A 25,169-nucleotide genomic window follows, 5' to 3' on the forward strand; every position below is an offset into this window, starting at 1 on the left:
TCTAATTTAACGGAATTTCATAAGACCCGATACTACATCGGGTTTTATTTTTATATTAGGGCCGTTTATCTTTTATAAGCGGATCCTACTGTCTGACAAATCAAGCAAATAGGAATCTTATGAACTTTTCTCGCTTTGCACTCGCGCTATTCTCTTTCGGCGCCGTTATGCCGGTCATTGCGGCGGAACAATCTTTGTCACAACAACGTGAAATCTATCAAAAAATCAACCAATTACTCAGCATCTCACAAAGCGAAAACACGCAAAATATCGCCAAAGCGTTGCTTGATGAAATGAAAGACTATCCGCTTTATCCTTATGCCGAATACAAGCTTATCAGCAGCAATTTGGCTAATACGGATTTCGCCCAAATTGAAGCCTACCTACAACGCCGGAAGGATTTCCCGCTTGCTAAAAATCTGACTAAACAATGGGTTATACAACACCAAAATAATCAGGACTGGCAAGGTATTTTAGCCAATCAAGACAAACTGCCTAAAGATATTGTCAGCCAATGCGCACTGTTACAGGCAAAATCGCCAATCTCACCGGTGATCGATACGAATAATCAGAATGCGCTGAAAAGTGCGGTCAATTCCGCCCAAATTTTAACTGAAAAAGCCGAACATCCGTTACCGCAGGCGGAGCTGGAAAAATTATGGTTAACAGGAAACAGCCTGCCAAAAGCTTGTGATCCAATCTTAGACCAATGGAATCAAACGGGCGGTCTAACGGCAGATCTGATTCGCCGGCGCGCCGTTTTGGCGCTTGAGCAAGGTAATTCAGGCTTGTTGACCCATTTATCCGCGCAAACTCAGGATACCGGCTTGCAAAACTGGCTTAAAACGCTGGCTGCAATACAAAAAACCCCGCAAAAACTGAAAGATCCGGCAAATCCCTTTAACCCGGATAAATTAGAACCTAATACGCAAAACAAACGTATTGCAAAAGCCTTGTTTCCTTCTTTTGTCAGAACGATTAAAGATAATGAAGTCGGCGATCCGCAAAGGTTGCTTGCACAGTTTGACGGTTGGGCAAAACGCTTTAATTTAACCGCGGAAGAAACAACCGATTGGGAAATTGCGGTCATCAGCCAATTATTTGACAGTCCGAACACCCTTTTACAGCAATGGCGAGATACGGAATTAAAAAATCTGAAAGCGGACAAATTAACCGAGCGCCGAATCCGCATGGCAATCCGCAATAAAGAAGATATTAAGCCTTGGCTTACATTGCTTTCCGATAAGGCTAAAAATGCTGACGAATGGAAATATTGGACGGCCAAAACCTTACAGCGTTCAACGGATAAAGCGGAACAAAATCAGGCTAATGCCTTATTGTCTTCCCTATTAAATCAACGGGGATTTTATCCGATGCTGGCGACACAGGAGCTGGGAAGAGCATACCAAATTAATTTACGGAATGAAGAAAATCTAGCAAAACCGACGGCTTCATCCAAACCGGAAAATCCAGCTCCGGCTAAACCTTCCGCGCAAGAGTTAACGGCGCAAAAATACGCTGCGGAATTAAGTCGCATTGAAGAACTGCGTATTTTGGCAGATACCAATAACATGAATACGGAATGGCGGAGTTTATTCGCCCGCGCAAATTTTGACGAGCAAATCGCCCTCACCGAATATGCGCGGGATAAGCAATGGTTTGATCTGCAGGTCGAAGGTACCATTTTAGCAAAAGCCTGGAATCATATCTCGCTGCGTTTGCCGAACGCTTATCCGCAATGGTTTGATTTGTTATTAAAAAACAAAAAAATCGACCGCACTTTTGCTATGGCGATTGCCCGTCAGGAAAGCGCCTGGAAACCTTATGTGACGTCTTCCGCCGATGCCCGGGGTTTAATGCAGTTATTACCAAGCACGGCGAAACTAACGGCACAAAAAGCCGGCTTGCCTTACAGTAATGCCAATCAATTATATGACCCCTTCAATAATATTATGTTGGGAACTGCTCATTTGCAGGAATTACAGGATAAATACGGCAATAACCGCATCTTAATTTCCGCCGCTTACAACGCGGGCGGCAGTCGGGTTGATCAATGGTTAGCCAAATCCGCCGGCAAACTAACCATGGCGGAATTTGTCGCTTCGATTCCATTTTATGAAACCCGCGGTTATGTACAAAACGTCCTTGCTTATGATGCTTATTATCAATTATTGCAAAATAAAAAAGCACAAATCTTTGCCAATGAGGAATACAATAGATTATACTAGTTTAATAGTATGATAGAGAAAGCAAGGAGTTTTTATGTACATTAGCCGTAATATGGAACAATGGACAAAATTTATCGAAACCTTACGGATTGCCTTTAATGACGGGAAAGAACAGGATCTACTCACTCTTCTTTTGACGCCGGACGAGCGGGACGCTATTGGTCTACGCTTACAAATTGTGGCACAATTGTTAGATAAAAAAATTCCGCAACGTGAAATTCAGCAAAATTTAAATACCAGTGCCGCCACCATTACGCGCGGCTCAAATATGCTAAAATTAATGTCTCCTGATTTTATGGAATGGGTGAAAAAGCATACTAATGAGACTGAAAACACTTAAGTTTCCGTTTGTTAACAAAAAAAACACCCGCACTTTTAAGAAAAAGTGCGGTCGTTTTTTATCTTATTTTATCGGCCTGACCGTTGCCCTTACCTTTCTTTTCCGGTTCGTGCCTATTCCCTTTTCCGCTTATATGGCGGAACAAAAACTTGCCCATATAATACAATTGGATTTTGATTATAAAGTCAATTACGATTGGATAAGCCTTGAAGACATCTCCCCCTATATGCAGCTGGCTGTCATTGCAGCGGAAGATCAAAATTTTCCTAATCACGGCGGATTTGACTGGAACGCCATTAAAAGTGCGATAAAATACAATGAAAAATCTTCCCGCATACGGGGCGCTTCCACCATTTCCCAACAAACGGCAAAAAATATGTTTCTTTGGCACGGGCAAAGCTGGATCCGCAAAGGCATCGAAGTGCCGGTAACCTTCATGCTCGAAACCCTGTGGTCAAAAAAAAGAATTCTTGAAGTTTATTTAAATATTGCCGAATTCGGTAACGGTATTTTCGGCGTTGAAGCGGCAAGCCGCTATTATTTTAAAAAACCGGCCAAGCGCTTAACCCAATCGGAAGCCGCATTATTAGCCGCAGTACTACCGAACCCGATTATTTATAAAGCAAACAGACCGAGCCTGTTGGTCAGAAAAAAGCAGGCATGGATTATTCGCCAAATGAATTCGTTGGGCTTAAATTATCTGAAAAAATTATAAAAATCATTATTTCGGCTAAATTGAGCCTGTGATAAATAATTATCCATAACATAAGGAGAACAATTATGGCAATTTTAATAACCGGTGCTTCGGCGGGATTTGGTAAAGCGGCTTGTATAACCTTGGTCAAAGCAGGCTATAAAGTTATCGGTGCGGCGCGCCGTTTAGAAAAATTAACCGAATTAAAACAACAACTTGGTGAGAATTTTTATCCTCTACAAATGGATGTATCGCAAACTGCCGAAATTGACAGCGCACTTGCAAGCCTTCCCGCAGACTGGGCGGAAATTGAGCTTTTAGTCAATAATGCGGGGCTCGCTCTCGGGCTTGAACCTGCTTATAAAGTCAATTTTGACGACTGGCTCACCATGATTAATACCAATATTATCGGACTGACTTATCTCACCCGCCAAATTCTGCCGCAAATGGTAGAACGCAATAAGGGGCATATCATCAACCTTGGCTCTATTGCCGGCACTTATCCGTATCCGGGCGGTAACGTATACGGCGCAACCAAAGCATTCGTTAAACAATTCAGTTTAAATTTACGTGCCGATCTAGCGGGCACCGCCGTGCGCGTGAGCAACATTGAACCCGGGTTATGCGGCGGTACGGAATTTTCCAACGTGCGTTTTAAAGGTGACGATGAAAAGGCGGCGAACGTTTATAAAAATACGTTGTCTATCCAACCTGAAGATATTGCCAATACTATCCTTTGGATTTATCAGCAACCCGCACATGTGAATATCAACCGCATTGAAATAATGCCGATCAGCCAAAGCAGCGGCGCATTGAATGTTGTTAGAGAATAGCATAGCGTTTCTCTGACTGACTAGGATGTAAAGGGATTAATTGCATTCATTTAAAAATTATAAGGAAATTATGAAAAACCTGAAGCGCCTTTTAGGGGCAAGTTACCCTATTATTATTTTTTTACCGGTTAACCTCGTCGTCTTATCATTAAGCCGATTGGGGTTATCCCTTTGGCAATCAGAGCGGGTTGATGCGACTCAAGGTTGGACAGAGCTATTTCTTCAAGGAATGAGGGTTGATTTAGCAAGCCTTTGCTGGTTGTTCTTCCCGCTTATTTTGCTCGGCACGTTATTTAGCGGCAACAATAAATTCGGCAAAATAATTCAATGGATTATCAAACTCGGGTTAACGGTTTTCAGTACATTTTTCGTTTTTATGGAACTGGCGACGCCGGCTTTCATCAAAACTTACGATTACCGTCCTAACCGTCTTTTCGTCGAATACCTGAACACCCCCAAAGAAGTATTCACCATGCTGGCTCACGGACATTTGGCGGCATTAATTTCTACCGTAATTTTGACCGCACTTTTTGCCATCATTTTTTGGAAATTCGCACAAAAACTAAGCCGGGATCTTTATTTTCCTAAATGGCAATATCGTCTTGTGTCGTTTTTAATCCTGGGGCTCTTTGCATTTATCGGCGCACGTTCTTCTTTCGAACACCGTAGTCTGAATCCTTCTATGGTGGCATTTTCCAATGATACTTTAGTAAACTCCCTCGTTCTGAATTCCGGCTATTCCGTTCTTTTTGCCGTTCAGCAAATGAAAGACGAAAGCAACTCTTCTGAAATTTACGGGAAAATGCCGTTAGAAGAAGTGGTAAACACATTAAAAGGACTCAATCCCCGCCCGGAAACCGCTTATATTTCAGCAGAATTACCTACACTAACCCATAATCAGGCAAGCTATCAAGGCAAGCCTAAAAATCTGGTTATCCTGTTACAGGAAAGTCTGGGTGCACAGTTTATCGGTACCTTAGGCGGCAAACCGCTTTCGCCAAATATTGACGAACTGGCTAAAGAAGGATGGTTATTTGATAATCTGTATGCCACCGGCACTCGTTCCGTCCGGGGGATTGAAGCAATCATTACAGGTTTTACCCCGACACCGGCACGTGCGGTAGTAAAACTGCAGGGCAGCCAGGATAATTTCTTTACTATTGCCGACTTACTCAAACAGCAAGGTTATGACACATCATTTATTTACGGCGGAGAGAAACACTTTGATAATATGGCGAGTTTTTTCTATGGCAACGGGTTTACACGTATTATTGATCAAGCGGATTATTCTAATCCTACATTTTCCGGTACTTGGGGAGTTAGTGACGAAGATCTGTTAAATAAAGCGAACGAAACCTTCGAAAGCCTGCATCAACAGGGAAAACCGTTTTTTAGTCTGGTATTCAGCTCAAGCAATCATGATCCTTTTGAATTTCCGGAAGGTAAAATTCAGCTTTATGAACAGCCTCAGGCGACACGCAATAATGCGGCGAAATATGCCGATTACGCACTAGGCGAATTTTTCAAAAAAGCGAAACAGGCAAACTATTGGAAAGACACGGTGTTTATCATCATCGCAGACCATGATTCCCGGGTTAACGGGCAACAACTGGTACCTATTAAGCATTTTCATATTCCGGCTCTCGTTTTAGGGGCTGATATCGAACCTAAACGGGATCACCGATTAATCAGCCAGATCGACATACCGCCTACATTACTTTCATTAATCGGTATCAGCGGAGATTATCCGATGATAGGCTTTGATCTTACCAAAGCTGAAAATCCAAACCGGGCATTAATGCAATTTGATAAAAATCTTGCTTATATGCGTGATAACCGAGTTGCGATTTTGCAGCCGAATAAACCTGCGACAGGCTTTATTTACGATGAAAAAACAGGCGACCTAACCGCAGCAAGCATCCCTGAGAATATGGCAAAAGAAGCGTTAGCATATGCACTTTGGGGCAGTTACGCCTATAAAAACAAACTGTATAAAAGCGATTATCTGTTAAAAAAATAGTTGCTTATTAATCAGTTAAAAGTGCGGTGAAAACTAGACAAGATTTTAGCGCAACTTTACATATTACAAAAAGCCCTCAACAGGGCTTTTATGTTAATTTGTATGATTTAGTGTAGGACTGAAAATAATTTTATCGGCTTTCTGAATGTAATACAGACCCTAATATAGTGAATTTTATTCAATATAAAAATAATTTATGGTTTTGCTAAGAAAAAGAATCTTTGATGAGAATAATGGCGGAACGGACGGGACTCGAACCCGCGACCCCCTGCGTGACAGGCAGGTATTCTAACCAGCTGAACTACCGCTCCGTATTAGAATAATTGGCGGAATGGACGGGACTCGAACCCGCGATCCCCTGCGTGACAGGCAGGTATTCTAACCAGCTGAACTACCACTCCGCACAGGTGAGGCAAATAATAATGGTGAAAGGAGAATCCGTCAACTACTTTTTACAAAGAAATGTTTACTTGCTTAAATCGTAAACGAATTAAAACCCGCTAATTTTCAAATATACAACTACAAACGCTAATGCTGCGTTTCTTCATTAGAATCCGAACCAAGGCGTTTTTCCCACAGGCAATTATCCTTGCTTTTTTTATTAATTAATTTGATGTATTCAAGGTGTGCCTGTAATTCCTCGTCCGTAGGTTGTAACAGAGATAAATGATGCGCTACTTTATCCGCATTTTGCGCCAAAATATGTGCTTTAGCCGAATGAATATCGGCAAGTTCGGGCTCATTGTCGTCAAATAAACTTGTCTGGCCGCCCGTCATCACTAAATAAACATCACCCAGAATCTCAGCATCCAGCAATGCACCGTGAAGAACACGTTTGGTATTATCAATACCAAGACGGTCACAAAGGGCGTCTAAACTATTACGTTTGCCGGGATACATTTGACGGGCAAGCTGTAACGTATCGGTAACCGAGCAAATATCCGCCGTTTTAACGTCAATATGGTGTTTGCGAAATTCATAATCCATAAATCCCACATCGAAGGGCGCATTATGAATCAATAATTCGGCACCTTTGATAAAATCAATGAATTCCTGCGCGACTTCGGTGAAAACCGGTTTGTCCTCCAGCATTTCATCGGTAATACCATGTACTTTAATCGCCTCAGGGTCCACCAGTCGATCCGGTTTGATATAAAGATGCAGTTTTCTGCCCGTATATCGGCGATTAATCATTTCCACTGCGCCAATCTCAATGATGCAATGCCCTTCATAATGGGCGCCGAATTGGTTCATACCTGTGGTTTCCGTATCCAGCAATATTTGGCGATTTAAATCAATTTCAACTTTCATTTTCTTAAACTGTCTATTTATGGGGTTTTAGGTTATTATTCTTCGATGATTTTACAGATTGTATCAAATTATGCGTAAACAAATTGAAATTTTTACAGACGGATCTTGCCTGGGCAATCCCGGTGCCGGCGGCATTGGTGTCGTACTGCGCTATAAGCAGCATGAAAAAACCCTCTCGCAGGGATATTTTAAAACCACCAATAACCGCATGGAACTGCGCGCCGTGATAGAAGCGCTGAATCTATTAAAAGAGCCTTGCGCCGTTACATTGCACAGCGACAGCCAATATATGAAAAACGGCATTACTCAATGGATTTTTAACTGGAAAAAGAAAAATTGGAAAGCCAGTAACGGCAAACCGGTTAAAAATCAGGATTTGTGGATGGCGCTTGATAATGCCGTTCAGGCGCATACAATTGACTGGCGTTGGGTAAAAGGCCATTCCGGGCACCGAGAAAACGAACTATGCGACCAACTGGCAAAGCAAGGGGCGGAAAACCCAACCTTGGAAGACATCGGCTATCAGCCGGACTAAAACAAGATTAAACAAAAAGTGCGGTGAAAAATCACAAAATTTTCACCGCACTTTTAATTTTTTAAGGTTTTGTTATTAATCGTCCGCTTTTTTCAATAACTCGGCATGGGCTTTTTTCTGCGCTTTCATTTTTTCTTTAATTTCGCGACGTTCTTTTGAAAGATCCGCATTGCGAATCATGTAATCGTCCACACGGCCTTCATAGTCATCACGCATGTTTTCAATAATCGCGCGGATATCTTCAACGCTCATATCATTGGTAATATATTGACTTAAGTTGTCTAACAGAAGCACACGTTTTTGGTTATCGCGAATTTTACGGTCGTTATCGCCGATATCACGCAATAATTTATTTCTTAAACGGTATAAACGTACATATTCTAAAACGTCTTGGAATGATTGTTTGTTTACATTTTCCATAATCCTACTCTCTATAATTTAGGTTAAAGACTTAAAATCTCGTCACAATGTAGCCTGTTTTCTTCCCCTCGTCAAAGAGTTATATGGCTTTTTGTAAGTCAGATCAAATTTTTTCGGGAATTCATTAAAATTCGTTGCTTAGAATAGTGCAAGGTGATAAAAATAAGGGCACTATTTTTCAATTCTCATAACCAAATCAATTAGGAAGCAAAATCATGTCAAACGTATTTAATTTCAGTGCAGGACCTGCAATGATGCCGCCTGCCGTTCTGAAAAAAGCACAGGAAGAATTATTAAACTGGCAAGGTCAGGGAACGTCGGTGATGGAAGTAAGCCATCGCGGCAAATATTTTATGGAATTAATTACGCAGGCAGACAAAGATTTCCGTGAGTTATACAATATCCCCGAAAACTATAAAATATTATTCTTGCAAGGCGGGGCGCGCGGTCAATTTGCCGCCATTCCGATGAATTTAGCCAATAATAAAGGCAAAGCCCTCTATCTGAATACCGGTCATTGGTCTGCCACCGCGGCGAAAGAAGCCCGTAACTTTACAGAAGTGGACGAACTCAATATTACCGAACAAATTGACGGTTTAACCCGAGTCAATCGTTTGGATTTCAGTGATATCGCCGAACAATACGACTACGTACATTATTGTCCGAACGAAACTATTACCGGCGTTGAAATTAATGAAATCCCAAATGTCGGCAATGCCGTTTTAGTGGCGGATATGTCGTCAAATATTATGGCGCGCAAGCTGGATATCAGTAAATTTGGTATTATTTATGCGGGCGCACAAAAAAATTTAGGTCCGGCCGGTATTGTAATCGTAATTGTGCGCGAAGATTTAATCGGTCATGCGCGCAAAGCCACACCCTCAATCTGGAATTATGAAGTTCAGGCAAATGCGGATTCTATGATTAACACCCCGCCGACTTTTGCTTGGTATTTATGCTCGTTAGTCTTTAAAGATTTACTGGCAAACGGCGGTATTGATACCGTTGAAAAACGCAATGCTCAAAAAGCCGCATTGCTGTACGACTATTTAGATCAAACCGTTTTCTATCACAACACCATTGCTAAAGAAAACCGTTCCGTCATGAATGTAACCTTCACAACGGGCGATGACCAATTAAATGCAAAATTTGTTGCACAAGCCACCGAAGCGGGCTTGCAGGCGCTAAAAGGGCATAAAGTATTCGGCGGTATGCGCGCCTCAATTTATAACGCGATGCCGGTTGAAGGTGTTGAAGCCTTAATTGCATTTATGAAAAAATTCGAAGCGGAAAACGCTTAATCTTCATATATCCTAAAGGCGGGCTTGGTAGTCCGCCCGAATTTCAAAACAACCATCCCGAATAACCATAAAAGTGCGGTAGAAAATATGACATTTTTACAACAAGCCAACACTGGCGTGCAAGCTCTTTCTCCTTATCAAGCGGGCAAACCTATTGAAGAATTGGAACGTGAACTTGGCATTTCAAATATCATCAAACTAGCCTCTAACGAAAACCCGTTCGGTTTTCCGGAAAGCGCTAAAAAAGCCATTCAAAACCAACTGGATAACCTAACCCGCTATCCGGATTCAAACGGTTTTTCCTTAAAAGCCGCCATTGCTGAAAAATTTAATCTGCAACCGGAACAAATCACCTTGGGTAACGGTTCCAACGATCTAATCGAACTGATTGCCCACACTTTCGCCACAGAAGGTGACGAAATTATTTTTTCCCAATATGCTTTTATTGTATATCCGTTGATTACTAAAGCCATCAACGCCAAAGCACGCGAAATCCCGGCAAAAAATTGGGGTCATGATTTAGAGGCCTTTTTAGCGGCTATTAATGAAAAAACAAAATTAATTTTTATTGCCAACCCGAATAACCCTACCGGTAACTTTTTAACCGAAGCGGAAATCGACTCGTTTTTAGCCAAAGTGCCGCCGCATATTGTTGTAGCGTTAGATGAAGCCTATACCGAATTTACCGCAAAAGAAGAACGGGTGAATTCACTGGCGTTATTAAAAAAATACCCGAATTTAGTGGTATCCCGGAGCTTATCCAAAGCTTACGGGCTGGCAGGTTTGCGTATCGGTTTTGCCGTATCAAACCCGGAGATTGCCGGCTTGTTTAACCGGGTACGTCAGCCGTTTAATGTCAATAGTCTTGCCCTGGCGGCGGCGGAAGCGGTATTAAACGATGATGATTTCGTAGAAAAAGCGGCTGAAAACAACCGCCGAGAGCTAAAACGTTATGAAGAATTTTGCCAAAAATACGGTTTGCAATATATTCCGTCCAAAGGCAATTTCATTACCATTGATTTCCAACAACCCGCCGCACCGGTTTATGACGCTTTATTGCATGAAGGCGTGATCGTGCGCCCAATCGCCGGCTACGGCATGCCGAATCACTTGCGCATCAGTATCGGATTGCCTGAAGAAAACCAGCGTTTGTTTGATGCGCTAATTAAAATTTTAAATCTGAAGTAATACAAGGGGTATTTACCCCTGTTAAAACCCATAAACAAGGCAAACAGAATATTTAATGGAAAAACTCACTCTTACTCCTATTTCTCACGTAGAAGGTACTGTCAATTTACCGGGCTCAAAAAGCCTGTCAAACCGTGCTCTGCTTTTAGCCGCATTAGCAAAAGGCACAACCCGGGTCACCAATCTGTTGGACAGCGACGACGTCCGCCATATGTTAAACGCCTTAAAACAATTAGGTGTAAATTACAGCCTTTCCGAAGACAAATCCGTTTGTGAAGTTCAGGGTTTAGGTAAAGCTTTTGCATGGCAAAACGGTTTAGCACTGTTTTTAGGCAATGCGGGTACGGCAATGCGCCCCTTAACTGCGGCGCTTTGCCTTGCTAATGCCGATTCGGTACCGGCGGAAATTATCCTGACCGGTGAGCCGCGCATGAAAGAGCGCCCCATAAAGCATTTAGTTGACGCCCTGTTACAAGCCGGCGCCGATGTGCAGTATCTTGAACAGGAAGGCTATCCGCCGCTTGCTATCCGTAATACGGGCTTAAAAGGCGGTAAAGTAAAAATCGACGGCTCCGTTTCTTCGCAATTTTTGACCGCACTTTTAATGGCGGCGCCTATGGCGGAACGGGATACCGAAATTGAAATTATCGGCGAACTTGTATCAAAACCCTATATTGATATTACACTGAACATGATGAAAATTTTTGCAGTAGATGTAGATAATCAGAATTATCAGCGTTTTGTCGTTAAAGGAAATCAACAATATCAATCGCCGAATATCTTTCTGGTGGAAGGCGATGCCTCATCGGCGTCTTATTTCCTGGCGGCCGGGGCGATTAAAGGCAAAGTCAGAGTTACCGGTGTCGGCAAAAACAGTATTCAGGGCGACCGCTTATTTGCTGAAGTCTTGGAAAAAATGGGGGCTAAAATCACCTGGGGCGAAGATTATATCGAAGCCGAACGAGGTGAATTGAACGGTATTGACATGGATATGAACCATATTCCTGACGCCGCCATGACGATTGCCACTACCGCCCTTTTCGCCCAAGGTGAAACGGTAATCCGCAATATTTACAACTGGCGGGTAAAAGAAACGGATCGTTTGAGCGCCATGGCAACGGAATTGCGTAAAGTAGGCGCCGAAGTTGAAGAAGGAGAAGATTTTATTCGAATTCAACCTCCGGCGTCGGATCAGTTCAAGCATGCGGAAATCGAGACTTATAATGATCACCGTATGGCGATGTGTTTTGCTTTAGTCGCGCTTTCAAACACCGCGGTTACTATTTGCGATCCAAAATGTACGGCAAAAACATTCCCGACCTTTTTCGATGAATTTTCCGCCATTGCAACAGTATAAAAACAGGGCGTATGATGAAAAAATGGCTTTTAACCGCGATTAGCGGCGTATTCTTAACCGCTTGTGGCTCAAGTTCAAAAAGTGGAAACGACTTAAAATACATTGCTTATCAAGATCTAGACGGCAAAACGCAGCAAGTTGCTTTTTTAAAAACGTTATCAACAGAGAACAACGCTGATCCGAAAACCTCAATTAGCGGAGAAGCATTACAAAAAGCCAAATTCGGCAATTTGGATACCCATCAAAAAATAGGCGATATTTATACTATTTACGATGCGCAAGCAAACCCGATGAATGTAATTTTTGTTATTCCAAGCCGGGGAAAATCCTTTAGCCCGCACAAAGCGGATGATATGGCGCAGCTTGCGAAAGAAAAATCCTTTGATTTTTACGAATTCGGTAAAGCACGTATCGCCCATAGCCAATTCTCCGCTAAATCCGCTATTTGCCGGGATTATAAAGCGAAATCCGGCGTAGATGTGAAAATCGCTACCACCTATTACCTGGATTCCGGCGGGGAAAACTACTTGGCAACACTCGTCGGTGCGCAAGCCAGCCGAAAAAACGGAGAAATCCGAAAATTCACCTATTCGCCGAGCTTTAATATTGATAATAAAAAATTGCAGGAACAAATTCAGCGGGAAGTTAGCTCTCACGGCGAAAAAGTGGCAAAAAGCAATGTGATTGAAAAACTAAGCGTATTGGAAAACATTGTTTGCCGATAATCGCCTTGTCGCTACCATGTGCAACCCTCTGAAGTCACGCCGTAGCCTAGGGTTTCCGCATAAATATAACATCATTTTCGCGCCCACCTTTACGGGGGAGCTGTCGCGTAGCGACTGAGGGAGGGTATTTTCCCCCTCCGCCTTTCAGGCACCTCCCCCGACTTCGCGGGGGAGGGAAAGTAACGTTTCGCACCTTCGCCGCTTGGCACTATAATGTCACAACCCTCTGAAGTGGCGTCGTAGCCTAGGGTTTCCGCATAAATATAACATTATTTTCGCGTCCACCTTTACGGAAGGAGCTGTCGCGTAGCGACTGAGGGGTATTTTCCCCCTCCGCCTTTCAGGCACCTCCCCCGACTTCGCGGGGGAGGGAGCCACTGTGTAGTGGTCAACTAATTTAACAGTCTCCGATAAGTTGTTTTTGCTAAAATCGGAGATAGACCTTGATTATAGCTATGTGGGCGAATGTGATTATAATACATCACATATTCTCTCACATCATTTACAGCACTTTCAAAATCACTATAACCACCTTTCAGCATCCATTCATATTTAAAACTCCGAAACCAACGCTCCATCGGCGCATTGTCCCAACAGTTACCACGACGGCTCATACTTTGTGTAAGCCCATGTTTCTTAACTGAATCAGTAAAGATTTCACTGCCATAAATACTACCTTGGTCTGAATGGAACAACATTCGCTCCGTGCGTTCAATATTCAGCATCGCATGATTCAGTGCATCTTTAACCAGCTCACTATCATGATAGCGACTTAGCTTCCAACCGACGACTTGACGATTTAATAAATTAATTACCACGGCTAAATAGCACCATATCCCATTGATTTTTATATAGGTCGTGTCACCACATAGCACGGTCGTTTGGCTATCAGGCGTAAATTCTCGACTTAGTATATTCTCAAAAACTTGACTGTTTCCTTTACTAGGATTGCGCCATTTTTGCGGTTGCTTACTAAATAATCCTTGCTTATTCATTAACTTACGAATTAAATACAACCCCACAAAAATACCTTTCTCTTTCAAATGCGATTGAATCGTTCGTTTGCCTGCTGAACTTCGGCTTGCATCAAAAATTGCCTTGATTTCAACGGCTAAAGCTGTGTGTTTCGCTGGCTTTTTGGCAGTGCGCAAATGGGCGTAGTAAGCACTTTCAGACACGCTAAATAGTTCACATAACCGGTTGATTCCTCGCGATTTTAACGTCGTAATGACTTGGTATTTTTGTTTTCGAGTGACATTAAAATCGCTGTAGCCTTTTTTAAAATGGCCTTATCTTCTTCAAGTTCTTTAATACGATTTTCAAGTTCTCGAATTCGTTGTTGTTCTGGGCTAATTGGCTTTGAACCAGCTAAAACGTAACCTTGTTGCTCCGCTTGAACTTGACTTATCCAGCGACGAAGTGCTGTTTCACCCACACCTAACTCTCGGCAAGCTTGAGAAACCGAATATCCTCGTTCAATCACTAATTTTACTGCTTCAGCTTTATATTCTGCGCTAAATGTTCTTCTCATAATATTTCCTCATTTGTGATGTTATTTTACCACTTATTAAGGACTGCGGAATTAGTCTACCACTACACTGTCATAATTATAAATGATGAACAGTTAGCCTATTTTTATTTACTGATTAACAATATTGAGAGGAACCCGACTGAATTTTAAAAACATCAGAATAAACCAAATAATACTTACCGCACCGAGAACCGCCCCCACATAACCGATATTTGCCAAACCTAAATGTTGCATAACCTGATTACCAATTAAGGCGCCGCCGCCGATACCGATATTATAAATGCCCGAATAAATGGCTGTTGCCACATCAGTAGCGTCCGGAGCTAGTTGCAGTACCTTCATCTGCATTGCCAGACTGAGTGCCGAAATTGCAACGCCCCAAATGAAAACCAATGCGAATATCGCACCGGATATGCCGCTAACCCCGTATAAACAAATCAATGCCAAAGTTAAAATAGCTACGGAACTCAGTAAAAACTTAATTGGCGCAATACGATAAAGCCGGCTGAACAAAACACTGGCAACCACGCCGGACACACCGAAAATCAACAACACGGCAGTTGCCTTATTAGCCGAAACCCGGCCGATTTGAATCATAAAAGGTTCAATATAACTATAAGCGGTAAAATGCGCAGAAATCACTAAAATAGTGAAAATATACAGTGTAATCAGCATTGGCCGGCGAGCAAGTACCGGTAAACTTTTTAATGAACCGGCGTTTTGACTCGGAATTTTTGGCAATAAGCGAACAATTAAAATTAAAATCAGCGCGGCAAAAACACCAATTAAAGTGAATGTTGTACGCCAGCCGAATGCCTGACCGATAATCCGCCCTAAAGGCAGCCCCAATACCATTGCCAGGGAGGATCCTAACGCTAATAGACCTAAAGCTTGGGTTTTCTTATTTTTCGGTGCAATACGAATAGTTAAGGCAGCTGTAATCGACCAAAAAATAGAATGCGTTAACGCTACTCCGGCACGAGCGATCAATAGCACTTCATAATTCCAAGCAAATGCGGAAAGAATATGACTCGCAATAAATAAAATAAACAGACTGATTAGTAAACGGCGACGTTCCAGCCTTGCCGTCATCAGCATACACGGTAAAGAACATAAGGAAACAATCCAGGCATAGATAGTAATCATCAGCCCCGTGTTTGAGACCGGCATTTGGAAACTATCGGCTATATCACTAAGTAATGCCACCGGCACAAATTCCGTGGTATTAAATACGAATGCGGCAAACGCCATAACAATCACACGGAAATATTCAACACGATTAACCAGTTTTCTATTTAGCATTTAATTAAATTTGTCCTTAATAAAATTTCTTAATTGATGACGAAAGTCTTTATTGATTTCTATTTTATATTGCGGTGAAGTGCAATCATCAAAGAAACGAATTGGTAACGTTAGCTGCTTATATTGCGCATCATTCACACCGATATTTACCATGGCATCACATTTCATGGTTTGTAAATCCGCATATCCTCTGCCCTTTAGAATCAAATCTTCGGTCTGCAGTAACATATTATCAATGTGCAAATTCCGCCCTCGCCAACGAAATTGAGCATTATACTGAATAAACCCCGTTTCTAAATTCTTTAACTTGCCTTCATCATAATTAATAGGAAGGTATTGTCCGATTAACGATAATAAATTCACGCCTTTTAATTTGCCGTTTAATACATTAAGGTTGAAATCCCCGATGGTCGGTTGCTCTTCACTCAAATACAATTCGGCGGTAACATCACTTTTGCCTGAAAGCAAAACCGGCAATTTTAAAATACCTAACAGGGTTTCCAACGGGAAAAATTCGGTTTTAAACCGTATTATGCTGTTTTGAGGATTAACAGACCGAACATCAATCATTGAATTACAATAATTACAAATTGATGAGGTTAAATTCACTAAATAACCCTGCGGGTTAATACCGGACGCCAGCCACTCGCCCTGAACCCGACCTAAATTTTCATTGTTCAGTTTGAGATTTTCTGCGGAAAATTCGTAATTTTCTACCGCACTTTGTTGTGTCGTCAGATAAATTTTATCGGCGGTTAAGGTAAATTGTTTATTATCGGAATAAGTCAATTCATTTAAATCCACACTTGCATTGGTGTCTTTCAATGCGATTCCCCGCGTTAATAACTTAAAGGTCGTGGCAAAATGCAAATTATCATTACTAGGGTTTTTCGCCGTTAAATTCAGCTCATATAACCATTGATTATTTCCGCCGTCTAATACTTCTTTAGTTTTAAAAAAATGTAACAAATTCTCAAGACGATTGAGATAGAGTGCGGCGGGTTTTAAGGAAAAATTGAGCGAATACAACACCGGCGGAGATTGAGGTTCTGAGCGAATTTCACCGTCGTTAAAGCGCATATTACTGATTTTAAAATCACCCAACAGTAAGGAGGCGCCGGAAAATTCCGCCGCCACCTGCTCAAAAGCGACGAGGCGGGACGATTCGGGAACAAGATAACGCACTTTATTGGCGGTTAATGTCGGATGCGGTAAAAAACTGAAATCAAGGCTATTCACCTTGATTCCTTGCTTTTGCAGTAAAGTAAGTAATTGAGTTTCAGCCTTATTTTTCTGCCCGTAAAGAAAAGCCAATAAGGCAAAAATCCCTACTAATACGGCGACACTCAATTTCTTCGACATAACAAACCTACTCGTCTTGATTTATACGGCTTGCGACCGCACTTTGCTGATTTTTATATTTTGCGTCCCGCCGACGATTATAAGGGCGGGCGGCATGATTGCTTAAAATCTCAAAACTCAATGCGCCGATAATCATATTCGGACGCAACGCTAAAGGTAATTTCCCGGAATTGTAAAATTCCAATACGATTCTACCCTCCCAACCCGGGTCAATACGATGTGCCGTTACATGAACCATCAACCCCAAACGCGCTAAAGAAGAACGACCGTCTAACCAGCCGATAATATTATCCGGTAATCTCACACTTTCCAAAGTAGTCGCCAACGCTAATACGCCCGGATGCAAAAAGAAGGGTTCGTCATCCCGAATAATGATTTCATCGCTCATTACCCGATCCAATTGCGCACTCACTTCTTCTCTCGGGCCGCTTACATCAATATAAGGTGCCGAATAATCGCGAAAAACCCGAAATGAATTACCTAAACGCAAATCAATAGTCGCACCGTTTATTTTTTCATTACCCGGGCGAGGCGTAATTTCAATAATACCTTCATCCAGATAACGTTCAATGTCCGTGTCACATAATCTCATATCAATATCCTTTTACTTGCGGCCTAACAAATGTAGAATTTGTGCTTTTAACATATTGATTGCAATACGGTTTTTACCGCCACGCGGAATAATAATATCCGCATATTGTTTAGAGGGTTCAATAAATTGCAAAAACATCGGTCGCACGGTTTTGCGGTATTGTTCAATGACGGATTCCAAAGAACGACCGCGTTCTTCCATATCCCGTTTTAAGCGACGAATAAAACAAATATCCAACGGCGCGTCAACGAATAAGGACAGGCTTAATTCATTACGTACACGTTCATCGGTTAACAGCAAAATCCCTTCTAAAATAATGACTTTTTTAGGAGTAAAATGCGTCACTTCTTTCATGCGGGTGTGTTCTACATAGCTGTATTGGGGAATATCCACGGATTTACCGGCTTTTAATGCGCGCAAATGTTCAAGCAGCAAATCTCTATCCATTGAATTCGGATGGTCGTAATTGGTTTGGGTACGGGTAGCAAAATCTAAGTGACTTTGATCTTTATAATAACAATCTTCGGAAATAATACTGATATCGTCGCTACCCACCTGATCTCGCAACTCGCGATGCACCGTAGAGGCAATTAAACTTTTACCCGATGCGGAAGCACCGGCAATGGCAATAATAATGCAAGATGAATTTGCTGAATCTGACATGGAAAATTCCTAAAACACGATAAAAATTAATGCAAATTATAAAGAAAATTTCATTTTATTTACAGTTATTTAAAGCTTTTCAACAGATAAACGCCATCAATATCTGAATTTGTGAACCATCTCACGGTATGACACCTACAAATCGAGTAGAATTTCCCTTGTTAAATAACATGATAGCCTCATGTTGTATTTCTCCTACCTAATTATAAAGAGGCCTAACAATGAAAATTAAAAAAATTTCTCTTGCTATTTCCACCGCACTTTTAGGTGCCGGTTTAATGTTTAGCGCACAAGCAAATGCCAAAGGTCGCCTTGTGGTGTATTGCAGCGCTACAAATGAAATGTGCGAAGCGGTAACCAAATCATTCGAAAAACAATATGACGTAAAAACCGCATTTATCCGTAACGGTTCCGGCAGTACCTTTGCAAAAATAGAAGCGGAAAAAAACAACCCGCAAGCGGACGTTTGGTACGGCGGTACTTTTGACCCGCAGGCACAAGCCGCCGAAATGGGATTGTTAACCCCTTACCGTTCAAAAAATATTGATGACGTTATGCCTCGCTTCCAGGATCCGGCAAAAATTAAAGGCAACTATGCCTCTGCAATTTACATGGGGATCTTAGGTTTTGGCGTGAATACCGAACGTTTGAAAAAATTAGGCATTAATGAAGTGCCGAAATGCTGGAAAGACTTAGCGGATCCGCGTCTTAAAGGCGAAATCCAAATTGCCGACCCGCAAAGTTCAGGTACGGCTTATACGGCAATCGCCACTTTCGTTCAACTTTGGGGCGAAGATCAAACCTTTGAATTCTTCAAAAAATTACATCCGAATATTTCACAATACACCAAGTCCGGTATTACGCCGTCTAACAGTACCGCTCGCGGCGAAGCGACCGTCGGTATCGGTTTCTTACATGATTATGCAGTTCAAAAAGCCGCCGGCGCACCGATTGAGATGATCGTGCCTTGCGAAGGTACAGGCTATGAATTAGGCGGTTTAAGTATTATTAAAGGTGCCCGTAACATGGATAATGCGAAACTATTCGTTGACTACGTATTATCTAAAGAAGGTCAGGAAGTTGCCTGGAGAAAAGGTAACTCTCACCAAACCTTAACCAATATCAAAGCGGAACAATCACCAACCGCCTTTGATCCGACAAAATTAAATTTAATTAATTACGACTTCGAAAAATACGGCGCAAGCGACGAACGCAAACGCTTAATCGAAAAATGGGTCCAAGAAGTGAAACTCGCCAAATAAATAATTACAAAATATTTTATTTTCTGACCGCACTTTTATCTAAAGTGCGGTTTAATTTCCCTTTATTTTAAAAGGAAACACTATGAAAATCTCAAAAATTGCGTTATCGCTTTCTACGGTGTTATTAGGAAGTTTGATGTTCAGTCAAAATGTAGCCGCCGATACCGGGCGTTTAGTGGTTTATTGTTCCGCCCAAAATACGATGTGTGAGCAGGAAACCTTGGCTTTCGAGAAAAAAACAGGCATAAAAACCAGTTTTATCCGCGGCGGTACGGGTTCTATTTTAGCTAAAATTGATGCTGAAAAAGCCAATCCGCAAGGCGATGTGTGGTATGGCGGTACGCTTGATCCCCATAGCCAAGCCGGCGAAATGGGCCTGCTCGTACCCTATAAATCACCGAATTTACAATATATTCCCGATGAGCTGAAAGATCCCGCCAAAGTAAAAGGCAATTATTCATCAGCTATTTATTTAGGGGTATTAGGCTTTGGCGTGAATACCGAACGTTTGGCAAAACTCAAAATCCCGGTGCCGAAATGCTGGAAAGACTTAACCGATCCGCGTTTGAAAAATGAAATCCAAGCGGCGGATCCGCAAAGTTCCGGCACCGCCTACACCGCGTTGGCTACTTTCATACAACTTTGGGGAGAAGAGCAAGCTTATGTGTACTTGAAAGAATTACACAAAAACGTGTCGCAATATACCAAGTCAGGTAACACTGCAACACGTAACACCGCACGCGGCGAAGCGTCAATAGGTATCGGTTTCTTACATGAACATTCTCTGGAAAAAGAGAAAGGCGCGCCTGTTGAACTTATCGTACCTTGCGAAGGTACAGGTTATGAAATTGGCGGTGTAAGCATTATCAAAGGTGCGCGTAACCTTGAAAATGCGAAGAAATTCGTGGATTGGGCATTATCTAAAGAAGCGCAGGAACTTTCCTGGCAAAAAGGTGAAACTCACCAGATTTTAACCAATAGCCAGGCAAAACAATCGCCTTATGCACTGGATTTTAAATCCATCAATTTAATCAACTATGATTTTGATAAATACGGCTCAAGTGACTTGCGTAAACGTTTGATTACCAAATGGGTGGATGACGTGAAATTGGCAAAATAAGCCTGATTTCGACCGCACTTTACACTATCTCGGGCGTAGCAATGCGCCCCATTATTACCCTAAAAATTGCGAGAGGTTGTATGAATTCCGCAAAAATTCCTTTTATACAGACGGCAAATTTCTGGATATTGTTATCCGCACTTGCCTTTTTAATTCTGCCTTCTCAGGCACTTGACTACGGTTTGTTGGAAAGTACCGCCGACGAATTTTACGATGCTATGGGCTGGTCTTCCCTTAACCTGACAATGTTATGGTTTCTGCCGTTACTCGGTTTTTTGCTTACGCCGCGACTCGGTTTATCCGCTACCGCGCAAGCTAAAGCCGAATTAGGCTTAGTGGCTTTCACCACATTATTCGCTTTTGTCAGCGCCACCGTTTATAAAGTGTCCATGGGTTATTCGGTGATCATACTGTTAGCGTCGCTGACTGCGCTTGCCACCTTTGCTCTGGCAAAACTGAAAATAATGCAGGGCGATAAATTTATTATCGCCTCACTGTTAGCCATTATCCTGTTGATTTTCTTCTTTATTGTGTACCCGACCGTAGCGATTTTAATCTCCATGTTCTACGACGGCGACACTTTCACGCCGCAGCAAGTGTTACGCATTTTAAGTCAAAGCTACATTATCCGCGTTATCACCAACTCGCTTGCGTTATCCGGCTTTGTTGGAGTTGTTTCCACCATTTTCGGCTTGGCATTTGCGCTTTACACCACCCGAATTGCAAAACGTACCGCATTTATCGGTAAAATTTTCTCGATTTTACCTATCGTTACACCGCCGTTTGTTGTCGGTTTAGGGGTAACTTTAATGCTTGGTCGCTCAGGTTATGTAACGGAATTTTTATCCGATAATTTCGGTTTTACCAACCAAAACTGGCTCTACGGTTTTAACGGTATCGCTATTGCGCAAATTCTCGCTTTTGCACCGATTTCATTTATGATTTTAGACGGCGCATTGAAATCCATTCATCCGTCTATTGAAGAAGCGTCTTACACCTTGCGTGCAAACCGTTATCAAACTTTCTATAACATCATTTTCCCGCTGCTCCGCCCTGCTCTGGCGAATTCGTTTTTAATCGTATTTGTACAATCGCTCGCAGACTTTAGTAACCCATTGGTTTTAGGCGGCAGCTTCGACGTAATCGCGACCCAAATCTATTTCTATATTGCAGGTTCACAGCTTGATTACGCATCGGCAAGTACATTAGGTTCAATGTTGCTGATCTTCTCATTGCTGATTTTCATCGTACAGTATATGTGGATAGGTAACCGTTCTTATGTGACGGTTTCGGGCAAATCTTACCGCGGCGACGTACAGGATCTGCCGGGCGGTTTAAAATGGACTATTATCGGCATGCTCGCATTCTGGGTAATTTTCAACCTGGCGCTGTACGGTAGTATTTTCTACGGTAGTTTCACCGTGAACTGGGGGGTGGATTACACCTTAACTACTCGCAATTATCAGCTTATGTTCGGACAAGGCTTTAGTGACGGTGCATGGCCATCACTGCTGAACACCATGCTTTACGCCGGTATTGCCGCACCGTTAACCGCACTTTTCGGCTTGCTGATTGCTTACATCGTGGTACGCAAAGATTTCCAAGGCAAAAAAACATTAGAATTTTTGACTATGCTCTGTTTTGCCGTGCCGGGTACGGTTGCCGGGGTATCCTACATTCTGGCCTTTAACAACGCCCCGATGTACATTACCGGTACCGGCGTCATTATCATTATTTCTATGGTAATGCGCGATTTGCCAATCGGTATGCGCGCCGCTATCGCAGGTTTAGGGCAACTGGATAAATCTCTTGACGAGGCCTCTCTCTCACTGAAAGGCAGTTCCTTTAAAACCATTTGGTATATCGTTTTCCCATTGTTGAAACCGGCGTTGTTATCCGCATTAGTAACCAGTTTCGTGCGTGCCATGACAACCGTAAGCGCAATTATCTTCTTGGTAACGGCGGATACCCGCGTTGCAACCGCCTATATTCTGAATCGCGTAGAAGACGGTGAATACGGTGTCGCTATCGCTTACGGTTCAGTCCTCATCATCGTGATGATGGCTATCATCCTGTTCTTCGACTGGATTGTGGGCGACACCCGTATTTCCCGCTCCAAAGCAAAAAAAATGAATTAAAAGTGCGGTCAAAAAAACATAAATTTCGTAGGGTGGGATGTTATCTCACCACAAAAATAAAAATGGTGGGGCTTATCCCACCCTATATAGGCAGTACAATATTATGACAAATCAAAACGACAATTTTTTAGTATTAAAAAACATCAACAAAACCTTTGGCAAATCCGTGGTTATTGATGATTTAGATCTTGTTATCAAACGCGGAACCATGGTCACGCTGTTAGGGCCTTCCGGTTGTGGTAAAACTACCATTTTGCGTTTAGTCGCTGGTCTTGAAAATCCGACGTCCGGTCAGATTTTTATTGACGGCGAAGACGTCACCAAATCGTCCATCCAAAATCGCGATATCTGTATCGTGTTCCAGTCCTACGCCTTATTTCCGCATATGTCTATCGGCGATAACGTAGGTTACGGTTTACGCATGCAGAATATTGCTAAAGAAGAACGTAAACAACGCATTAGAGAAGCTCTCGAACTAGTGGACTTAGCCGGTTTTGAGGACCGCTTTGTCGATCAGATTTCAGGCGGTCAACAACAACGTGTTGCCTTGGCACGCGCTTTAGTGCTCAAACCAAAAGTCTTATTATTCGACGAACCTTTAAGTAACCTGGATGCTAACCTGCGCCGTTCAATGCGTGAGAAAATTCGCGAATTACAACAAAGTCTAAGTATTACTTCACTTTACGTTACCCACGACCAAACCGAAGCCTTTGCCGTATCCGATGAAGTTATTGTGATGAATAAAGGGAAAATCGTGCAAAAAGCGCCGGCGAAAGAATTGTATCAACAACCGAATTCGCTGTTCCTTGCGAATTTCATGGGTGAAAGCAGTATTTTCAACGGTCAATTGCAAGGAAACCAGGTAACCTTAAACGGCTATCAATTTACACTACCGAATGCGCAGCAATTCAACCTGCCGAACGGCGATTGCCTGGTGGGGATTCGTCCGGAAGCGGTAACCTTAAAAGAAACCGGCGAGCCGTCTCAACAATGTTCAATTAAAACCGCCGTTTACATGGGCAACCATTGGGAAATTGTAGCGGACTGGGCGGGTCAAGATTTGCTCATTAACGCCAACCCGGAAGTATTCAATCCGGAACAAAAACAGGCTTATGTACACTTGTCCTCCCACGGCGTGTTCTTACTCAAAAAAGAATAACCTAATCCTAAAATAAAAAGTGCGGTGAAAATTTCAAAACTTTTGAAAAAATCACCGCACTTTTTTATCTCCAAAAGCCTTAACCAATCACAGAATAAACTTTGAATTTATTGGTTTGCGCCAATACCTTATGCCCGCCGAAATACTCATCCAATAAATCGGGATAAGGCAGGAAAGCATTGGCAACAATACGCAATTCGCCACCGGGCACTAAATGCCATTTCGCATTACTAATCAACTCCCGGACCGCACGATAAGCGGTATCAATACCGTCATGAAACGGCGGATTGGAAATAATTAAATCAAATTTACCTTCCACATGAGAAAAGACGTCGCTTGCCAGAACCTGCCCGCTCAACTTGTTTTCAAGCAGTGTTCGCTCCGCCGAAGCAAGCGCCATTGCATGAATATCGGTCATCGTTACCTTAGCCGGCGGATTTTTCAATTTAATCATAGAGCCGATAACCCCGGCGCCACAGCCTAAATCCAGCACATCCCCGCGAATATTATCCTTTACTGTGGAAAGCAGTAGCTGAGTGCCGACATCCAACTCATTTGCGCTGAATACACCCGGTAAACTATAAACGATTAACTCGCCTAATTGCGGACTGCGGTAAGTTTTCCAAAAATTTTCAAGCTCAAAGTTCGGCTGCTTTTGCAAAGTAAAATGATATAATCCGCATCGGCGAGCGCTGTCAATTTTGCCGATATCACCAAAATGAGCCAGCATTTTTTCCGCCGACCGCACACCGCTTCGGTTCTCGCCGATGATCAGCACTTCCTGTCCGACGGGGGCGTTTGCCAGCAACTGCATTAACTGGAACTGCACTTCCTGCTTATTTTTCGTCCAATAATAAACAATTAAATCGGCCCTTCCTGTAAAAATTACGGAAAAATCCACCGCACTTTTTCCCTGAATCTGATTCACATAATCAAAATACCATGACCATATTTTCACCGACCGGCATTGAGATTGAATTTTTTGCGGAAAATCGTCATTCACCCCACCAGCCAATAAAACGCTTTTATCGGCAAAAAGCGGCAAATGACGTTCCAGCACCTGGCTTTCAAGAGAAATCATTTTGGAA

The 25,169-nt window shown here is 42.5% G+C and carries 23 protein-coding genes and 2 tRNA genes; 14 read left to right on the plus strand and 11 right to left on the minus strand.

What is annotated here, in order from left to right:
• Window positions 1-119 precede the first annotated feature (119 nt).
• The 5 genes from MS_RS07135 (at window position 120) to MS_RS07155 (ending at window position 6,115) form a co-directional block, all read left to right on the plus strand.
• On the plus strand, window positions 120-2,228 hold the full coding sequence (locus MS_RS07135) for a transglycosylase SLT domain-containing protein (protein WP_011200737.1): 2,109 nt from the start codon (window positions 120-122) through the stop codon (window positions 2,226-2,228).
• 34 nt (window positions 2,229-2,262) lie between these two features.
• Window positions 2,263-2,568 carry a trp operon repressor gene (gene trpR / locus MS_RS07140; RefSeq protein ID WP_011200738.1) on the plus strand — a complete coding sequence of 102 codons (306 nt, stop codon included), beginning with the start codon at window positions 2,263-2,265 and terminating at the stop codon, window positions 2,566-2,568.
• Window positions 2,549-3,283 carry a monofunctional biosynthetic peptidoglycan transglycosylase gene (gene mtgA / locus MS_RS07145; protein WP_011200739.1) on the plus strand — a complete coding sequence of 245 codons (735 nt, stop codon included), beginning with the start codon at window positions 2,549-2,551 and terminating at the stop codon, window positions 3,281-3,283. Before trpR ends, mtgA begins: the two co-directional genes overlap by 20 nt.
• 62 nt (window positions 3,284-3,345) lie before the next feature.
• The gene (locus MS_RS07150) at window positions 3,346-4,095 is read left to right on the plus strand and encodes an SDR family oxidoreductase (RefSeq protein WP_207945331.1); all 750 of its coding nucleotides are present in this window, start codon (window positions 3,346-3,348) and stop codon (window positions 4,093-4,095) included.
• Window positions 4,096-4,165: 70 nt separating this feature from the next.
• On the plus strand, window positions 4,166-6,115 hold the full coding sequence (locus MS_RS07155; protein WP_041639878.1) for an LTA synthase family protein: 1,950 nt from the start codon (window positions 4,166-4,168) through the stop codon (window positions 6,113-6,115).
• A 234-nt stretch (window positions 6,116-6,349) separates the two neighbouring features.
• Here MS_RS07155 and MS_RS07160 read toward each other — a convergent pair.
• From MS_RS07160 to dnaQ, 3 genes are all read right to left on the minus strand, one after another.
• Window positions 6,350-6,426, minus strand: a tRNA-Asp gene (locus tag MS_RS07160).
• 13 nt (window positions 6,427-6,439) lie between these two features.
• A tRNA-Asp gene (locus MS_RS07165) sits at window positions 6,440-6,516 on the minus strand.
• 127 nt (window positions 6,517-6,643) lie between these two features.
• On the minus strand, window positions 6,644-7,426 hold the full coding sequence (gene dnaQ / locus MS_RS07170) for a DNA polymerase III subunit epsilon (RefSeq protein WP_011200742.1): 783 nt from the start codon (window positions 7,424-7,426) through the stop codon (window positions 6,644-6,646).
• Window positions 7,427-7,496: 70 nt separating this feature from the next.
• On the opposite strand from dnaQ, the gene rnhA reads away from it, so the two are divergent.
• Entirely contained in the window at window positions 7,497-7,961 is a 465-nt protein-coding gene (gene rnhA / locus MS_RS07175) for a ribonuclease HI (protein WP_041640216.1), read from the plus strand.
• A gap of 75 nt (window positions 7,962-8,036) precedes the next feature.
• On the opposite strand, the gene MS_RS07180 is transcribed toward rnhA, so the two are convergent.
• Window positions 8,037-8,381 (minus strand): DUF496 family protein, encoded by a 345-nt coding sequence (locus MS_RS07180; RefSeq protein ID WP_011200744.1) that lies wholly within the window; start codon window positions 8,379-8,381, stop codon window positions 8,037-8,039.
• Between the two features lie 215 nt (window positions 8,382-8,596).
• Between MS_RS07180 and serC the strand changes: the two genes are divergently transcribed.
• From serC to MS_RS07200, 4 genes are all read left to right on the plus strand, one after another.
• Entirely contained in the window at window positions 8,597-9,682 is a 1,086-nt protein-coding gene (gene serC / locus MS_RS07185; RefSeq protein WP_011200745.1) for a 3-phosphoserine/phosphohydroxythreonine transaminase, read from the plus strand.
• A gap of 87 nt (window positions 9,683-9,769) precedes the next feature.
• A complete protein-coding gene (hisC, locus tag MS_RS07190) occupies window positions 9,770-10,870 on the plus strand; it encodes a histidinol-phosphate transaminase (protein ID WP_041640217.1) in 1,101 nt (366 codons plus the stop codon).
• A gap of 55 nt (window positions 10,871-10,925) precedes the next feature.
• A complete protein-coding gene (gene aroA / locus MS_RS07195; protein ID WP_011200747.1) occupies window positions 10,926-12,227 on the plus strand; it encodes a 3-phosphoshikimate 1-carboxyvinyltransferase in 1,302 nt (433 codons plus the stop codon).
• Window positions 12,228-12,238: 11 nt separating this feature from the next.
• Window positions 12,239-12,952 carry a hypothetical protein gene (locus MS_RS07200; protein ID WP_011200748.1) on the plus strand — a complete coding sequence of 238 codons (714 nt, stop codon included), beginning with the start codon at window positions 12,239-12,241 and terminating at the stop codon, window positions 12,950-12,952.
• A gap of 392 nt (window positions 12,953-13,344) precedes the next feature.
• On the opposite strand, the gene MS_RS07205 is transcribed toward MS_RS07200, so the two are convergent.
• From MS_RS07205 to udk, 6 genes are all read right to left on the minus strand, one after another.
• A complete protein-coding gene (locus tag MS_RS07205; protein ID WP_157847505.1) occupies window positions 13,345-14,181 on the minus strand; it encodes an IS3 family transposase in 837 nt (278 codons plus the stop codon).
• Complete coding sequence (locus MS_RS07210; RefSeq protein ID WP_011200156.1) at window positions 14,169-14,483, minus strand: IS3 family transposase; 315 nt, start codon at window positions 14,481-14,483, stop codon at window positions 14,169-14,171. Before MS_RS07210 ends, MS_RS07205 begins: the two co-directional genes overlap by 13 nt.
• Before the next feature lie 108 nt (window positions 14,484-14,591).
• A complete protein-coding gene (locus MS_RS07215; RefSeq protein ID WP_011200750.1) occupies window positions 14,592-15,785 on the minus strand; it encodes a sugar transporter in 1,194 nt (397 codons plus the stop codon).
• Window positions 15,786-17,147, minus strand: a complete 1,362-nt coding sequence (locus MS_RS07220) for a hypothetical protein (RefSeq protein ID WP_011200751.1) — start codon at window positions 17,145-17,147, stop codon at window positions 15,786-15,788.
• A gap of 7 nt (window positions 17,148-17,154) precedes the next feature.
• Window positions 17,155-17,739, minus strand: coding sequence for a dCTP deaminase (dcd, locus tag MS_RS07225; RefSeq protein ID WP_011200752.1), 585 nt, complete (start codon window positions 17,737-17,739; stop codon window positions 17,155-17,157).
• 12 nt (window positions 17,740-17,751) lie between these two features.
• Window positions 17,752-18,402, minus strand: a complete 651-nt coding sequence (udk, locus tag MS_RS07230) for a uridine kinase (protein WP_011200753.1) — start codon at window positions 18,400-18,402, stop codon at window positions 17,752-17,754.
• 221 nt (window positions 18,403-18,623) lie between these two features.
• Between udk and MS_RS07235 the strand changes: the two genes are divergently transcribed.
• The 4 genes from MS_RS07235 to fbpC all read left to right on the plus strand — a co-directional run bounded on the left by MS_RS07235 (window position 18,624) and on the right by fbpC (window position 24,081).
• Entirely contained in the window at window positions 18,624-19,664 is a 1,041-nt protein-coding gene (locus tag MS_RS07235) for an ABC transporter substrate-binding protein (protein ID WP_011200754.1), read from the plus strand.
• A gap of 82 nt (window positions 19,665-19,746) precedes the next feature.
• Entirely contained in the window at window positions 19,747-20,784 is a 1,038-nt protein-coding gene (locus MS_RS07240) for an ABC transporter substrate-binding protein (RefSeq protein ID WP_011200756.1), read from the plus strand.
• 80 nt (window positions 20,785-20,864) lie between these two features.
• Window positions 20,865-22,922, plus strand: coding sequence for an ABC transporter permease (locus MS_RS07245; RefSeq protein ID WP_041640218.1), 2,058 nt, complete (start codon window positions 20,865-20,867; stop codon window positions 22,920-22,922).
• A 103-nt stretch (window positions 22,923-23,025) separates the two neighbouring features.
• Entirely contained in the window at window positions 23,026-24,081 is a 1,056-nt protein-coding gene (gene fbpC / locus MS_RS07250) for a ferric ABC transporter ATP-binding protein (RefSeq protein WP_011200758.1), read from the plus strand.
• Window positions 24,082-24,160: 79 nt separating this feature from the next.
• On the opposite strand, the gene rsmC is transcribed toward fbpC, so the two are convergent.
• Entirely contained in the window at window positions 24,161-25,162 is a 1,002-nt protein-coding gene (gene rsmC / locus MS_RS07255; RefSeq protein ID WP_011200759.1) for a 16S rRNA (guanine(1207)-N(2))-methyltransferase RsmC, read from the minus strand.
• Window positions 25,163-25,169: the final 7 nt, after the last annotated feature.

This window comes from [Mannheimia] succiniciproducens MBEL55E (assembly GCF_000007745.1).
GTDB lineage: Bacteria > Pseudomonadota > Gammaproteobacteria > Enterobacterales > Pasteurellaceae > Basfia > Basfia succiniciproducens.